Here is a 16,661-nt window from a genome sequence, read left to right as displayed (position 1 = left end):
GTTTTGGAAATAAAGAAAATGCTACAGCTTGTTTCTAAAGAAACAGGAGTGAAAACTACGCAAGCTGAACAAGTAATTAAACTATTAGAAGAAGGAAATACAGTTCCTTTTATAGCAAGGTATAGAAAAGAGCAAACCGGATCTTTAGATGAGGTGCAGATTAAGGCTGTAGAAGGTCGGTATAATTACATACAGCAGTTAGAACAACGAAAAGAAGAGGTTATCCGATTAATTGATGAGCAAGGTAAGTTAACGGAAGAATTGTCTACTTATATTCAAAATGCTACGGTTCTACAACGATTAGAAGATTTATACCGACCATATAAGCAAAAGCGCAGAACGAAAGCGACGATTGGGAAAGAAAAAGGATTAGAACCACTAGCAAGTTTGCTGCTTACTTTTCCTAAAGAGTCGGTGCAAAAACTAGCAGTCGATTATATAAATGAAAAATTAGAAGTTCTTTCTATAGAAGAGGCACTTCAAGGTGCGAGAGATATTTTAGCGGAACAATTTGCTGATGATGCGAAAATTCGCGAACAAATACGCAATATCACTCGCGCAGATGGAAAGGTTATTTCCACAGTCAAGAAGGCAGAGTTGGACGAAAAGAATGTATTTGAAATGTATTATGAGTACGAGGAACCTGTGAAAAAAATTGTGCCTCACAGAACTTTAGCGATTAACCGTGGAGAAAAAGAAGATGTGCTCAAGGTGAGTATCCAAGTTCCAATAGATAAAGTGACGAATCTCATGAAAACACAGTGGATTCCTAATCAAACGTCCAGCGATGGAGTTGAACATGTGGAAATGGCAATTGAAGACTCGTATAAACGCTTAATCCAACCTTCTGTAGAACGAGAAATTCGAACAGAACTGACGGAAAAAGCAGAAACTCAAGCAATCCATATTTTCTCGGAAAATTTACGAAACTTATTATTGCAACCTCCGTTAAAAGGGAAAGTCATTCTTGGTGTGGATCCAGCATACCGAACAGGATGCAAGCTTGCGGTTGTAGATGATACAGGAAAGCTACTAGAAGTTTCTGCGATTTATCCACATGCACCTAAAATGGACGTGGAAGGATCTAAAAAGAAAGTCCTTTCTTATTTAGAGAAGTATCCAATTTCATTAATTGCAATCGGGAACGGTACAGCTTCTCGTGAAACCGAACAATTTATAGTAGATTGTTTGAAAGAAGTAGAAGGCGATGTTGCCTACGTTATTGTGAACGAAGCAGGAGCAAGTGTTTATTCAGCATCTGAAACTGCAAGGAATGAGTTCCCTGACTTACAAGTGGAGCAGCGAAGTGCCGTTTCAATTGCAAGAAGGTTACAAGATCCGCTTGCTGAACTTGTGAAGATTGAACCAAAAGCTGTTGGGGTAGGACAATACCAACATGATGTATCTCAAAAGAAACTATCTGAGTCTCTTTCTTTTATAGTAGAAACTGCAGTTAACCAAGTTGGAGTGAATGTAAATACAGCATCTGCATCCCTATTGCAATACGTTTCAGGTCTATCGAAAACAGTTGCGGAAAACGTAGTGAATTTGAGAAATGAGCAAGGAAGGTTTACTTCTAGAGCGCAACTAAAGAAAATTCCTCGCCTAGGAGCTAAAACATACGAGCAAGCAATAGGATTCTTACGTGTTCCAGACGCTAAAAACCCATTCGATGCTACAGGAATTCATCCAGAAAGTTATAAAGCAGCAGAACAAGTTTTAGAAATCGTAGGTTTGAAAAAGTCTCAAATCGGATCCAAAGAAGCAGAAGCAGCTTTGATAAACATTAATATTGCGGAAGTAAGCAAGGAACTAGAAATTGGTGAAATTACATTAAAAGATATAGTAGAAACATTGATCAAACCAACTCGAGATCCACGAGAAGCTTTCCCGCAACCTATTTTGAAGAAAGATGTACTTAAAATGGAAGATCTTCAAAAGGGAATGGAGCTTCAAGGTACTGTTCGAAACGTAGTAGACTTTGGTGCGTTTGTTGATATCGGTGTAAAGCAAGATGGGTTAGTCCATATTTCAAAGCTGAAAAAAGGGTTTGTAAAACACCCATTAGATGTTGTGTCACTAGGCGATATCGTTACTGTATGGGTCGAACAATACGATGCAAATAAAGGAAAAGTTTCTTTAACTATGCTTCCTCCAGAACAACAAGTATAAGCAAACAAGAGTTGTCCAATGGAATATTCATTGGACAATATCTTTTAAAGTTAATTCAGTAGCGTTTGCGGAGGCGTAATTGATTAGGAGAGATTTAAATGACAGATGAAAAACTTCGTGAATTAGTATGTGATGTATCAATAAAGATTTTTGGGAAAGACTTTCAACATGAAGCTTATTTTAATAGTCGCCTTCGTACTACTGGAGGAAGGTACATGTTAAGAACTCATCATATAGAAGTAAATCCTCTTGTGTTTGAGAGGCATGGGATGGAGGAATTGATTGGTGTTATAAAACATGAGCTTTGTCATTATCATTTACATATAGAAGGAAAAGGGTATAAACATAGAGATGCTGACTTTCGAGAATTATTGAAAAGAACAAAATCTCCGAGATTTTGTTCTACACTTGTCGATAAGAAAAAGGGTCAAATAATTAAAATCTACACATATCAATGTATAAAATGTTCACTTGAATATAATCGGAAAATTCGGTTAAATACGAACAAATACAGATGTGGCAAGTGTTTGGGAGATCTATTGTTAGTTTCATTAAGAAATATTAAATAAAATTTGAAAAAGTAGTTGACGTTTCTTAAAAGGCTCTTTATAATAATAAAAGTCGAGTAAAACAAAACGACAAAAATTATTCCGAAGTAGCTCAGTGGTAGAGCAATCGACTGTTAATCGATTGGTCGTAGGTTCGAGTCCTACCTTCGGAGCCATCATGGCCCCTTGGTCAAGCGGTTAAGACACCGCCCTTTCACGGCGGTAACACGGGTTCGAATCCCGTAGGGGTCATTTACATAATTTAATCTTAAAGGTCCCGTGGTGTAGCGGTTAACATGCCTGCCTGTCACGCAGGAGATCGCCGGTTCGATCCCGGTCGGGACCGCCATATTGGGGTATAGCCAAGCGGTAAGGCAACGGATTTTGATTCCGTCATGCCCTGGTTCGAATCCAGGTACCCCAGCCATTTTCTTAGAGCCATTAGCTCAGTTGGTAGAGCATCTGACTTTTAATCAGAGGGTCGTAGGTTCGAATCCTACATGGCTCATAAATTTGTTGTTGACATTCTTAGTCAGTGAAGTTACAATTAGGTTTGTCTTAAAAATTAACTACGCGGTCGTGGCGGAATGGCAGACGCGCTAGGTTGAGGGCCTAGTGGGGGTTAACCCCGTGGAGGTTCAAATCCTCTCGGCCGCACCAAAGCACATTATGCGCCCGTAGCTCAATTGGATAGAGCGTCTGACTACGGATCAGAAGGTTGTGGGTTCGACTCCTGCCGGGCGCGCCAATAAAACAACAAAATTTAATCTTATATATGCGGGTGTAGTTTAGTGGTAAAACCTCAGCCTTCCAAGCTGATGATGAGAGTTCGATTCTCTTCACCCGCTCCATTATTTAAAACCATTAGTTAATACATGAACATTGAAAACTGAACATGCAAAACGTTAAGAAATACAGCTTGAGAGACTAACTTCGGTTAGCTCGAAAGCAAAACAATTTGGACATCATTTAATGATGATGCCAGCAATACAAAATGAGCTTTTTAAGTTCTCTATTATGGAGAGTTTGATCCTGGCTCAGGACGAACGCTGGCGGCATGCCTAATACATGCAAGTCGAGCGAATGACGAAGAAGCTTGCTTCTTCTGATTTAGCGGCGGACGGGTGAGTAACACGTGGGCAACCTGCCCTGTAGATTGGGATAACTCCGGGAAACCGGGGCTAATACCGAATAATCCATTTCCTCACATGGGGAAATGTTAAAAGACGGTTTCGGCTGTCACTACAGGATGGGCCCGCGGCGCATTAGCTAGTTGGTGAGGTAACGGCTCACCAAGGCGACGATGCGTAGCCGACCTGAGAGGGTGATCGGCCACACTGGGACTGAGACACGGCCCAGACTCCTACGGGAGGCAGCAGTAGGGAATCTTCCACAATGGACGAAAGTCTGATGGAGCAATGCCGCGTGAGTGAAGAAGGTTTTCGGATCGTAAAACTCTGTTGTGAGGGAAGAACAAGTACGAGAGTAACTGCTCGTACCTTGACGGTACCTCATTAGAAAGCCACGGCTAACTACGTGCCAGCAGCCGCGGTAATACGTAGGTGGCAAGCGTTGTCCGGAATTATTGGGCGTAAAGCGCGCGCAGGCGGTCCTTTAAGTCTGATGTGAAATCCCACGGCTCAACCGTGGAAGGTCATTGGAAACTGGGGGACTTGAGTACAGAAGAGGAAAGCGGAATTCCAAGTGTAGCGGTGAAATGCGTAGAGATTTGGAGGAACACCAGTGGCGAAGGCGGCTTTCTGGTCTGTAACTGACGCTGAGGCGCGAAAGCGTGGGGAGCAAACAGGATTAGATACCCTGGTAGTCCACGCCGTAAACGATGAGTGCTAAGTGTTAGGGGGTTTCCGCCCCTTAGTGCTGCAGCTAACGCATTAAGCACTCCGCCTGGGGAGTACGGTCGCAAGACTGAAACTCAAAGGAATTGACGGGGGCCCGCACAAGCGGTGGAGCATGTGGTTTAATTCGAAGCAACGCGAAGAACCTTACCAGGTCTTGACATCCCGCTGACCGTTCTAGAGATAGATCTTTCCCTTCGGGGACAGCGGTGACAGGTGGTGCATGGTTGTCGTCAGCTCGTGTCGTGAGATGTTGGGTTAAGTCCCGCAACGAGCGCAACCCTTGATCTTAGTTGCCAGCATTTAGTTGGGCACTCTAAGGTGACTGCCGGTGATAAACCGGAGGAAGGTGGGGATGACGTCAAATCATCATGCCCCTTATGACCTGGGCTACACACGTGCTACAATGGACGGTACAGAGGGTCGCAACCCCGCGAGGGTGAGCTAATCCCATAAAACCGTTCTCAGTTCGGATTGTAGGCTGCAACTCGCCTACATGAAGCCGGAATCGCTAGTAATCGTGGATCAGCATGCCACGGTGAATACGTTCCCGGGCCTTGTACACACCGCCCGTCACACCACGAGAGTTTGTAACACCCGAAGTCGGTGGGGTAACCCTTACGGGAGCCAGCCGCCGAAGGTGGGACAGATGATTGGGGTGAAGTCGTAACAAGGTAGCCGTATCGGAAGGTGCGGCTGGATCACCTCCTTTCTAAGGATAATATCGGAATACAGATTTTTATCTGTATCTTAACGTTTTGCAGTTCAGTTTTGAATGTTCATTTTTATGAGCATTTGAAAACTTGTTCTTTGAAAACTGGATAAAATGACATTGAAAGAAACAAATTCAAGAAATTCAATTTGTAATCACTTTTGTGATTATATTTTGCGTAGTATTTTTAACTACTATTTTTCAGGGTTTCAATTTTAATTGGAAGCCGAATTAGGTTAAGTTAATAAGGGCGCGCGGTGAATGCCTTGGCACTAGGAGCCGAAGAAGGACGGCACTAACACCGATATGCTTCGGGGAGCTGTAAGTGAGCTTTGATCCGGAGATTTCCGAATGGGGAAACCCACTGTTCGTAATGGAGCAGTACATTTACGTGAATACATAGCGTATCTGTGGCACACCCAGGGAACTGAAACATCTAAGTACCTGGAGGAAGAGAAAGAAAAATCGATTCCCTGAGTAGCGGCGAGCGAAACGGGAATAGCCCAAACCAAGAGGCTTGCCTCTTGGGGTTGTAGGACACTCTACATAGAGTTACAAAGGAATGAGCTAGACGAAGCGATCTGGAAAGGTCCGCAGGATAGGGTAAAAGCCCCGTAGTCAAAAGTTCATTCTCTCTTGAGTGTATCCTGAGTACGGCGGAACACGTGAAATTCCGTCGGAATCTGGGAGGACCATCTCCCAAGGCTAAATACTACCTAGTGACCGATAGTGAACCAGTACCGTGAGGGAAAGGTGAAAAGCACCCCGGAAGGGGAGTGAAATAGATCCTGAAACCGCGTGCCTACAAGTAGTCAGAGCCCGTTAATGGGTGATGGCGTGCCTTTTGTAGAATGAACCGGCGAGTTACGATTACATGCAAGGTTAAGTTGAGAAGACGGAGCCGCAGCGAAAGCGAGTCTGAATAGGGCGAATGAGTATGTGGTCGTAGACCCGAAACCAGGTGATCTACCCATGTCCAGGATGAAGGTAAGGTAACACTTACTGGAGGTCCGAACCCACGCACGTTGAAAAGTGCGGGGATGAGGTGTGGGTAGCGGAGAAATTCCAATCGAACCTGGAGATAGCTGGTTCTCTCCGAAATAGCTTTAGGGCTAGCCTCAAACGTTAGAATCTTGGAGGTAGAGCACTGTTTGGACTAGGGGCCCATCCCGGGTTACCGAATTCAGACAAACTCCGAATGCCAATGATTTATGTTTGGGAGTCAGACTGCGAGTGATAAGATCCGTAGTCAAGAGGGAAACAGCCCAGACCACCAGCTAAGGTCCCAAAGTATTTGTTAAGTGGAAAAGGATGTGGCGTTGCTTAGACAACCAGGATGTTGGCTTAGAAGCAGCCATCATTTAAAGAGTGCGTAATAGCTCACTGGTCGAGTGACGCTGCGCCGAAAATGTATCGGGGCTAAACAAATCACCGAAGCTGTGGATTGATACCTATGGTATCAGTGGTAGGAGAGCGTTCTAAGGGCGTTGAAGTCAGACCGGAAGGACTGGTGGAGCGCTTAGAAGTGAGAATGCCGGTATGAGTAGCGAAAGATGGGTGAGAATCCCATCCACCGTATGACTAAGGTTTCCTGAGGAAGGCTCGTCCGCTCAGGGTTAGTCGGGACCTAAGTCGAGGCCGATAGGCGTAGACGATGGACAACAGGTTGATATTCCTGTACCACCAAACCACCGTTTGAGCAATGGGGGGACGCAGAAGGATAGGGTAAGCATGCTGTTGGTTATGCATGTCCAAGCAGTGAGGTGTGAGTGTAGGCAAATCCGCACTCTGTAACATTGAGCTGTGATGGCGAGGACTTAGTCCGAAGTTCCTGATTTCACACTGCCAAGAAAAGCCTCTAGCGAGGTGATAGGTGCCCGTACCGCAAACCGACACAGGTAGTCGAGGAGAGAATCCTAAGGTGAGCGAGAGAACTCTCGTTAAGGAACTCGGCAAAATGACCCCGTAACTTCGGGAGAAGGGGTGCTCTTTTGGGTGTATAGCCTAGAAGAGCCGCAGTGAATAGGCCCAGGCGACTGTTTAGCAAAAACACAGGTCTCTGCAAAACCGTAAGGTGAAGTATAGGGGCTGACGCCTGCCCGGTGCTGGAAGGTTAAGAGGAGTGCTTAGCGCAAGCGAAGGTGCGAATTGAAGCCCCAGTAAACGGCGGCCGTAACTATAACGGTCCTAAGGTAGCGAAATTCCTTGTCGGGTAAGTTCCGACCCGCACGAAAGGCGTAACGATCTGGGCACTGTCTCAACGAGAGACTCGGTGAAATTATAGTACCTGTGAAGATGCAGGTTACCCGCGACAGGACGGAAAGACCCCGTGGAGCTTTACTATAGCTTGATATTGAATTTTGGTGCAACTTGTACAGGATAGGCAGGAGCCTTAGAGCCCGGAGCGCCAGCTTCGGAGGAGGCGTCGGTGGGATACTGCCCTGGTTGTATTGAAATTCTAACCCATACCCGTAACCCGGGTAGGAGACAGTGTCAGGCGGGTAGTTTGACTGGGGCGGTCGCCTCCTAAAGTGTAACGGAGGCGCCCAAAGGTTCCCTCAGAATGGTTGGAAATCATTCGAAGAGTGTAAAGGCAGAAGGGAGCTTGACTGCGAGACCTACAAGTCGAGCAGGGTCGAAAGACGGGCTTAGTGATCCGGTGGTTCCGCATGGAAGGGCCATCGCTCAACGGATAAAAGCTACCCCGGGGATAACAGGCTTATCTCCCCCAAGAGTCCACATCGACGGGGAGGTTTGGCACCTCGATGTCGGCTCATCGCATCCTGGGGCTGTAGTCGGTCCCAAGGGTTGGGCTGTTCGCCCATTAAAGCGGTACGCGAGCTGGGTTCAGAACGTCGTGAGACAGTTCGGTCCCTATCCGTCGTGGGCGTAGGAAATTTGAGAGGAGCTGTCCTTAGTACGAGAGGACCGGGATGGACACACCGCTGGTGTACCAGTTGTTCTGCCAAGAGCATCGCTGGGTAGCTATGTGTGGACGGGATAAGTGCTGAAAGCATCTAAGCACGAAGCCCCCCTCAAGATGAGATTTCCCATTACGCAAGTAAGTAAGATCCCTCAAAGACGATGAGGTAGATAGGTTCGGGGTGGAAGCGTGGCGACATGTGCAGCTGACGAATACTAATCGATCGAGGACTTAACCAAATAGAATTTACACATTTCAATGTCTTTTATCCAGTTTTGAGTGAACAAGCACTCATTGTCTAGTGATGATGGCGAAGAGGTCACACCCGTTCCCATACCGAACACGGAAGTTAAGCTCTTCAGCGCCGATGGTAGTTGGGGGTTTCCCCCTGCAAGAGTAGGACGTCGCTGGGCACTATAAGAAGTCGTTATCGAGTAATCGGTGGCGACTTTTTTTGTTGTATAAATTTAACTGTTTTATAAGAAAGCAAATTTGTGAGGATCGTTCATTTTTTTCAAAAGGTAAAATGCCGCTCTTGAGCAAGTCACAAGCTAAAAATGTAGATCGTATTGTAGAGATTATCATACGCAATTTTAGGTAATTAAAATGATATGGATTCTTTTTTAATAATCGATTTTCGAAAGAAAAAGTGAGTAGCTACTATTGGTAGTGTCTCATATCATTATTATACCTATATATTGTATAGAAAATAATAGATGTAAGTTTTATAAAAAAACAAAGAAAAGGACTTGTCATTCTCTTTGAAGGATGTTATAGTAATTAAGTTGTTATTTTTACTACTATTTTTCAAAAAAAGTAAATTAAAAAAGTTGTTGACATTACTAATTAGATATGTTATTCTAATATAGTTGTCGAAACAAGGTAACAACGAAAGAAAAACATGAACATTGAAAACTGAACATGCAAAACGTTAAGAAATACAGCTTGAGAGACTAACTTCGGTTAGCTCAATAGCAAAACAATTTGGACATCATTTAATGATGATGCCAGCAAAACAAAATGAGCTTTTTAAGTTCTCTATTATGGAGAGTTTGATCCTGGCTCAGGACGAACGCTGGCGGCATGCCTAATACATGCAAGTCGAGCGAATGACGAAGAAGCTTGCTTCTTCTGATTTAGCGGCGGACGGGTGAGTAACACGTGGGCAACCTGCCCTGTAGATTGGGATAACTCCGGGAAACCGGGGCTAATACCGAATAATCCATTTCCTCACATGGGGAGATGTTAAAAGACGGTTTCGGCTGTCACTACAGGATGGGCCCGCGGCGCATTAGCTAGTTGGTGAGGTAACGGCTCACCAAGGCGACGATGCGTAGCCGACCTGAGAGGGTGATCGGCCACACTGGGACTGAGACACGGCCCAGACTCCTACGGGAGGCAGCAGTAGGGAATCTTCCACAATGGACGAAAGTCTGATGGAGCAATGCCGCGTGAGTGAAGAAGGTTTTCGGATCGTAAAACTCTGTTGTGAGGGAAGAACAAGTACGAGAGTAACTGCTCGTACCTTGACGGTACCTCATTAGAAAGCCACGGCTAACTACGTGCCAGCAGCCGCGGTAATACGTAGGTGGCAAGCGTTGTCCGGAATTATTGGGCGTAAAGCGCGCGCAGGCGGTCCTTTAAGTCTGATGTGAAATCCCACGGCTCAACCGTGGAAGGTCATTGGAAACTGGGGGACTTGAGTACAGAAGAGGAAAGCGGAATTCCAAGTGTAGCGGTGAAATGCGTAGAGATTTGGAGGAACACCAGTGGCGAAGGCGGCTTTCTGGTCTGTAACTGACGCTGAGGCGCGAAAGCGTGGGGAGCAAACAGGATTAGATACCCTGGTAGTCCACGCCGTAAACGATGAGTGCTAAGTGTTAGGGGGTTTCCGCCCCTTAGTGCTGCAGCTAACGCATTAAGCACTCCGCCTGGGGAGTACGGTCGCAAGACTGAAACTCAAAGGAATTGACGGGGGCCCGCACAAGCGGTGGAGCATGTGGTTTAATTCGAAGCAACGCGAAGAACCTTACCAGGTCTTGACATCCCGCTGACCGTTCTAGAGATAGATCTTTCCCTTCGGGGACAGCGGTGACAGGTGGTGCATGGTTGTCGTCAGCTCGTGTCGTGAGATGTTGGGTTAAGTCCCGCAACGAGCGCAACCCTTGATCTTAGTTGCCAGCATTTAGTTGGGCACTCTAAGGTGACTGCCGGTGATAAACCGGAGGAAGGTGGGGATGACGTCAAATCATCATGCCCCTTATGACCTGGGCTACACACGTGCTACAATGGACGGTACAGAGGGTCGCAACCCCGCGAGGGTGAGCTAATCCCATAAAACCGTTCTCAGTTCGGATTGTAGGCTGCAACTCGCCTACATGAAGCCGGAATCGCTAGTAATCGTGGATCAGCATGCCACGGTGAATACGTTCCCGGGCCTTGTACACACCGCCCGTCACACCACGAGAGTTTGTAACACCCGAAGTCGGTGGGGTAACCCTTACGGGAGCCAGCCGCCGAAGGTGGGACAGATGATTGGGGTGAAGTCGTAACAAGGTAGCCGTATCGGAAGGTGCGGCTGGATCACCTCCTTTCTAAGGATAATATCGGAATACAGATTTTTATCTGTATCTTAACGTTTTGCAGTTCAGTTTTGAATGTTCATTTTTATGAGCATTTGAAAACTTGTTCTTTGAAAACTGGATAAAATGACATTGAAAGAAACAAATTCAAGAAATTCAATTTGTAATCACTTTTGTGATTATATTTTGCGTAGTATTTTTAACTACTATTTTTCAGGGTTTCAATTTTAATTGGAAGCCGAATTAGGTTAAGTTAATAAGGGCGCGCGGTGAATGCCTTGGCACTAGGAGCCGAAGAAGGACGGCACTAACACCGATATGCTTCGGGGAGCTGTAAGTGAGCTTTGATCCGGAGATTTCCGAATGGGGAAACCCACTGTTCGTAATGGAGCAGTACATTTACGTGAATACATAGCGTATCTGTGGCACACCCAGGGAACTGAAACATCTAAGTACCTGGAGGAAGAGAAAGAAAAATCGATTCCCTGAGTAGCGGCGAGCGAAACGGGAATAGCCCAAACCAAGAGGCTTGCCTCTTGGGGTTGTAGGACACTCTACATAGAGTTACAAAGGAATGAGCTAGACGAAGCGATCTGGAAAGGTCCGCAGGATAGGGTAAAAGCCCCGTAGTCAAAAGTTCATTCTCTCTTGAGTGTATCCTGAGTACGGCGGAACACGTGAAATTCCGTCGGAATCTGGGAGGACCATCTCCCAAGGCTAAATACTACCTAGTGACCGATAGTGAACCAGTACCGTGAGGGAAAGGTGAAAAGCACCCCGGAAGGGGAGTGAAATAGATCCTGAAACCGCGTGCCTACAAGTAGTCAGAGCCCGTTAATGGGTGATGGCGTGCCTTTTGTAGAATGAACCGGCGAGTTACGATTACATGCAAGGTTAAGTTGAGAAGACGGAGCCGCAGCGAAAGCGAGTCTGAATAGGGCGAATGAGTATGTGGTCGTAGACCCGAAACCAGGTGATCTACCCATGTCCAGGATGAAGGTAAGGTAACACTTACTGGAGGTCCGAACCCACGCACGTTGAAAAGTGCGGGGATGAGGTGTGGGTAGCGGAGAAATTCCAATCGAACCTGGAGATAGCTGGTTCTCTCCGAAATAGCTTTAGGGCTAGCCTCAAACGTTAGAATCTTGGAGGTAGAGCACTGTTTGGACTAGGGGCCCATCCCGGGTTACCGAATTCAGACAAACTCCGAATGCCAATGATTTATGTTTGGGAGTCAGACTGCGAGTGATAAGATCCGTAGTCAAGAGGGAAACAGCCCAGACCACCAGCTAAGGTCCCAAAGTATTTGTTAAGTGGAAAAGGATGTGGCGTTGCTTAGACAACCAGGATGTTGGCTTAGAAGCAGCCATCATTTAAAGAGTGCGTAATAGCTCACTGGTCGAGTGACGCTGCGCCGAAAATGTATCGGGGCTAAACAAATCACCGAAGCTGTGGATTGATACCTATGGTATCAGTGGTAGGAGAGCGTTCTAAGGGCGTTGAAGTCAGACCGGAAGGACTGGTGGAGCGCTTAGAAGTGAGAATGCCGGTATGAGTAGCGAAAGATGGGTGAGAATCCCATCCACCGTATGACTAAGGTTTCCTGAGGAAGGCTCGTCCGCTCAGGGTTAGTCGGGACCTAAGTCGAGGCCGATAGGCGTAGACGATGGACAACAGGTTGATATTCCTGTACCACCAAACCACCGTTTGAGCAATGGGGGGACGCAGAAGGATAGGGTAAGCATGCTGTTGGTTATGCATGTCCAAGCAGTGAGGTGTGAGTGTAGGCAAATCCGCACTCTGTAACATTGAGCTGTGATGGCGAGGACTTAGTCCGAAGTTCCTGATTTCACACTGCCAAGAAAAGCCTCTAGCGAGGTGATAGGTGCCCGTACCGCAAACCGACACAGGTAGTCGAGGAGAGAATCCTAAGGTGAGCGAGAGAACTCTCGTTAAGGAACTCGGCAAAATGACCCCGTAACTTCGGGAGAAGGGGTGCTCTTTTGGGTGTATAGCCTAGAAGAGCCGCAGTGAATAGGCCCAGGCGACTGTTTAGCAAAAACACAGGTCTCTGCAAAACCGTAAGGTGAAGTATAGGGGCTGACGCCTGCCCGGTGCTGGAAGGTTAAGAGGAGTGCTTAGCGCAAGCGAAGGTGCGAATTGAAGCCCCAGTAAACGGCGGCCGTAACTATAACGGTCCTAAGGTAGCGAAATTCCTTGTCGGGTAAGTTCCGACCCGCACGAAAGGCGTAACGATCTGGGCACTGTCTCAACGAGAGACTCGGTGAAATTATAGTACCTGTGAAGATGCAGGTTACCCGCGACAGGACGGAAAGACCCCGTGGAGCTTTACTATAGCTTGATATTGAATTTTGGTGCAACTTGTACAGGATAGGCAGGAGCCTTAGAGCCCGGAGCGCCAGCTTCGGAGGAGGCGTCGGTGGGATACTGCCCTGGTTGTATTGAAATTCTAACCCATACCCGTAACCCGGGTAGGAGACAGTGTCAGGCGGGTAGTTTGACTGGGGCGGTCGCCTCCTAAAGTGTAACGGAGGCGCCCAAAGGTTCCCTCAGAATGGTTGGAAATCATTCGAAGAGTGTAAAGGCAGAAGGGAGCTTGACTGCGAGACCTACAAGTCGAGCAGGGTCGAAAGACGGGCTTAGTGATCCGGTGGTTCCGCATGGAAGGGCCATCGCTCAACGGATAAAAGCTACCCCGGGGATAACAGGCTTATCTCCCCCAAGAGTCCACATCGACGGGGAGGTTTGGCACCTCGATGTCGGCTCATCGCATCCTGGGGCTGTAGTCGGTCCCAAGGGTTGGGCTGTTCGCCCATTAAAGCGGTACGCGAGCTGGGTTCAGAACGTCGTGAGACAGTTCGGTCCCTATCCGTCGTGGGCGTAGGAAATTTGAGAGGAGCTGTCCTTAGTACGAGAGGACCGGGATGGACACACCGCTGGTGTACCAGTTGTTCTGCCAAGAGCATCGCTGGGTAGCTATGTGTGGACGGGATAAGTGCTGAAAGCATCTAAGCACGAAGCCCCCCTCAAGATGAGATTTCCCATTACGCAAGTAAGTAAGATCCCTCAAAGACGATGAGGTAGATAGGTTCGGGGTGGAAGCGTGGCGACATGTGCAGCTGACGAATACTAATCGATCGAGGACTTAACCAAATAGAATTTGAATATTTCAATGTCTTTTATCCAGTTTTGAGTGAACAAGCACTCATTGTCTAGTGATGATGGCGAAGAGGTCACACCCGTTCCCATACCGAACACGGAAGTTAAGCTCTTCAGCGCCGATGGTAGTTGGGGGTTTCCCCCTGCAAGAGTAGGACGTCGCTAGGCACTATGAAAAGTCGTTACCGAGTAATCGGTAACGACTTTTTTTGTTGTATAAATTTAACTGTTTTAAAGGTACTATAATATTTGTTGGGGTTTTCCTACAATTATCCATAAAAAATGCAGATCGTAATATAGAAGTTATTATACGTAAGTTCACATAGTTTAGATGGTATAGTTTTTTTAGATTCTATAATAAATATTGTGGTTTTTACACAACTAAGTGCAAAAATGCTTGGCATCTTCCGAATTTTTATACTTGAACTTGTATGATCGAAATCGCAGATTTGAGAGTTTATGTGAGAAGTAATGCAAACGTAATTCATTTGGTGATAAAAGTTACGATTTCAAGTAAAAATATTACTAGTACACTATTATAAATAGATTATAAGTAAAGTTGATTAACTTATAGGAGTTTTTAATACACTTGAGATAAACCTTATAAATAACCGGTTTTCGAAAGAAAAGGAGAGTAATTACTATTGGTGGTGTCTCACTATTTTATTTTATCTATATATTGTATAGGTAAAGATAGATGTAAGTTTTATTAAAAAAACAAAGAAAAACACTTGTCATTCTCTTTAGAGAGTGGTATATTAATTAAGTTGTCATTTTAACTACTGTTTTTTCAAAAAGTAATTAAAAAAAGTTGTTGACATTAATAATAAGATTTGTTATGATATTAAAGTCGTCAAAACGACATAACAACAAAAGCAGAACATGAACATTGAAAACTGAACATGCAAAACGTTAAGAAATACAGCTTGAGAGACTAACTTCGGTTAGCTCAATAGCAAAACAATTTGGACATCATTTAATGATGATGCCAGCAAAACAAAATGAGCTTTTTAAGTTCTCTATTATGGAGAGTTTGATCCTGGCTCAGGACGAACGCTGGCGGCATGCCTAATACATGCAAGTCGAGCGAATGACGAAGAAGCTTGCTTCTTCTGATTTAGCGGCGGACGGGTGAGTAACACGTGGGCAACCTGCCCTGTAGATTGGGATAACTCCGGGAAACCGGGGCTAATACCGAATAATCCATTTCCTCACATGGGGAGATGTTAAAAGACGGTTTCGGCTGTCACTACAGGATGGGCCCGCGGCGCATTAGCTAGTTGGTGAGGTAACGGCTCACCAAGGCGACGATGCGTAGCCGACCTGAGAGGGTGATCGGCCACACTGGGACTGAGACACGGCCCAGACTCCTACGGGAGGCAGCAGTAGGGAATCTTCCACAATGGACGAAAGTCTGATGGAGCAATGCCGCGTGAGTGAAGAAGGTTTTCGGATCGTAAAACTCTGTTGTGAGGGAAGAACAAGTACGAGAGTAACTGCTCGTACCTTGACGGTACCTCATTAGAAAGCCACGGCTAACTACGTGCCAGCAGCCGCGGTAATACGTAGGTGGCAAGCGTTGTCCGGAATTATTGGGCGTAAAGCGCGCGCAGGCGGTCCTTTAAGTCTGATGTGAAATCCCACGGCTCAACCGTGGAAGGTCATTGGAAACTGGGGGACTTGAGTACAGAAGAGGAAAGCGGAATTCCAAGTGTAGCGGTGAAATGCGTAGAGATTTGGAGGAACACCAGTGGCGAAGGCGGCTTTCTGGTCTGTAACTGACGCTGAGGCGCGAAAGCGTGGGGAGCAAACAGGATTAGATACCCTGGTAGTCCACGCCGTAAACGATGAGTGCTAAGTGTTAGGGGGTTTCCGCCCCTTAGTGCTGCAGCTAACGCATTAAGCACTCCGCCTGGGGAGTACGGTCGCAAGACTGAAACTCAAAGGAATTGACGGGGGCCCGCACAAGCGGTGGAGCATGTGGTTTAATTCGAAGCAACGCGAAGAACCTTACCAGGTCTTGACATCCCGCTGACCGTTCTAGAGATAGATCTTTCCCTTCGGGGACAGCGGTGACAGGTGGTGCATGGTTGTCGTCAGCTCGTGTCGTGAGATGTTGGGTTAAGTCCCGCAACGAGCGCAACCCTTGATCTTAGTTGCCAGCATTTAGTTGGGCACTCTAAGGTGACTGCCGGTGATAAACCGGAGGAAGGTGGGGATGACGTCAAATCATCATGCCCCTTATGACCTGGGCTACACACGTGCTACAATGGACGGTACAGAGGGTCGCAACCCCGCGAGGGTGAGCTAATCCCATAAAACCGTTCTCAGTTCGGATTGTAGGCTGCAACTCGCCTACATGAAGCCGGAATCGCTAGTAATCGTGGATCAGCATGCCACGGTGAATACGTTCCCGGGCCTTGTACACACCGCCCGTCACACCACGAGAGTTTGTAACACCCGAAGTCGGTGGGGTAACCCTTACGGGAGCCAGCCGCCGAAGGTGGGACAGATGATTGGGGTGAAGTCGTAACAAGGTAGCCGTATCGGAAGGTGCGGCTGGATCACCTCCTTTCTAAGGATAATATCGGAATACAGATTTTTATCTGTATCTTAACGTTTTGCAGTTCAGTTTTGAATGTTCATTTTTATGAGCATTTGAAAACTTGTTCTTTGAAAACTGGATAA

2 protein-coding genes, 8 tRNA genes and 7 rRNA genes are annotated in these 16,661 nt (G+C 46.5%); all 17 read left to right on the top strand.

The window, feature by feature from the left end:
* Nucleotides 1–3 precede the first annotated feature (3 nt).
* The 17 genes from ACEPXG_RS16555 (at nucleotide 4) to ACEPXG_RS16475 (ending at nucleotide 16,548) form a co-directional block, all read left to right on the top strand.
* Complete coding sequence (locus tag ACEPXG_RS16555; protein WP_391204787.1) at nucleotides 4–2,172, top strand: Tex family protein; 2,169 nt, start codon at nucleotides 4–6, stop codon at nucleotides 2,170–2,172.
* Between the two features lie 98 nt (nucleotides 2,173–2,270).
* Nucleotides 2,271–2,741: a SprT family protein gene (locus tag ACEPXG_RS16550; protein WP_391204784.1), complete on the top strand. Its 471-nt coding sequence runs from the start codon at nucleotides 2,271–2,273 to the stop codon at nucleotides 2,739–2,741.
* 80 nt (nucleotides 2,742–2,821) lie between these two features.
* A tRNA-Asn gene (locus ACEPXG_RS16545) sits at nucleotides 2,822–2,896 on the top strand.
* A gap of 4 nt (nucleotides 2,897–2,900) precedes the next feature.
* A tRNA-Glu gene (locus ACEPXG_RS16540) sits at nucleotides 2,901–2,972 on the top strand.
* A 21-nt stretch (nucleotides 2,973–2,993) separates the two neighbouring features.
* Nucleotides 2,994–3,069, top strand: a tRNA-Asp gene (locus tag ACEPXG_RS16535).
* Between the two features lie 3 nt (nucleotides 3,070–3,072).
* Nucleotides 3,073–3,147, top strand: a tRNA-Gln gene (locus tag ACEPXG_RS16530).
* 8 nt (nucleotides 3,148–3,155) lie between these two features.
* Nucleotides 3,156–3,228 (top strand) — tRNA-Lys (locus ACEPXG_RS16525).
* A 65-nt stretch (nucleotides 3,229–3,293) separates the two neighbouring features.
* Nucleotides 3,294–3,380, top strand: a tRNA-Leu gene (locus tag ACEPXG_RS16520).
* Between the two features lie 11 nt (nucleotides 3,381–3,391).
* A tRNA-Arg gene (locus tag ACEPXG_RS16515) sits at nucleotides 3,392–3,468 on the top strand.
* Nucleotides 3,469–3,497: 29 nt separating this feature from the next.
* Nucleotides 3,498–3,571: transfer RNA gene (locus ACEPXG_RS16510), tRNA-Gly, on the top strand.
* A 163-nt stretch (nucleotides 3,572–3,734) separates the two neighbouring features.
* Nucleotides 3,735–5,288, top strand: a 16S ribosomal RNA gene (locus ACEPXG_RS16505).
* Between the two features lie 234 nt (nucleotides 5,289–5,522).
* A 23S ribosomal RNA gene (locus tag ACEPXG_RS16500) occupies nucleotides 5,523–8,450 on the top strand.
* A 58-nt stretch (nucleotides 8,451–8,508) separates the two neighbouring features.
* A 5S ribosomal RNA gene (rrf, locus tag ACEPXG_RS16495) occupies nucleotides 8,509–8,624 on the top strand.
* Nucleotides 8,625–9,251: 627 nt separating this feature from the next.
* Nucleotides 9,252–10,805 (top strand): 16S ribosomal RNA (locus tag ACEPXG_RS16490).
* Between the two features lie 234 nt (nucleotides 10,806–11,039).
* Nucleotides 11,040–13,967: ribosomal RNA gene (locus tag ACEPXG_RS16485) — 23S ribosomal RNA — on the top strand.
* Nucleotides 13,968–14,025: 58 nt separating this feature from the next.
* A 5S ribosomal RNA gene (gene rrf / locus ACEPXG_RS16480) occupies nucleotides 14,026–14,141 on the top strand.
* Nucleotides 14,142–14,994: 853 nt separating this feature from the next.
* Nucleotides 14,995–16,548 (top strand): 16S ribosomal RNA (locus tag ACEPXG_RS16475).
* Together the 16S, 23S and 5S rRNA genes with 8 tRNA genes alongside form the textbook arrangement of a ribosomal RNA operon.
* The last annotated feature ends 113 nt before the right edge of the window (nucleotides 16,549–16,661 follow it).

The sequence above is a fragment of the Psychrobacillus sp. L4 genome, from assembly GCF_042944905.1.
In the GTDB taxonomy this organism is placed as follows: domain Bacteria; phylum Bacillota; class Bacilli; order Bacillales_A; family Planococcaceae; genus Psychrobacillus.
The sequence above is the reverse complement of the archived record's forward strand: the minus strand, read 5'-3'. Positions and strand labels throughout refer to the sequence as shown.

Coding starts and splice junctions, on each gene's coding strand:
- ACEPXG_RS16550 (WP_391204784.1), top strand. CDS start 2,271: ATGACAGATGAAAAACTTCGTGAATTAGTATGTGATGTATCAATAAAG.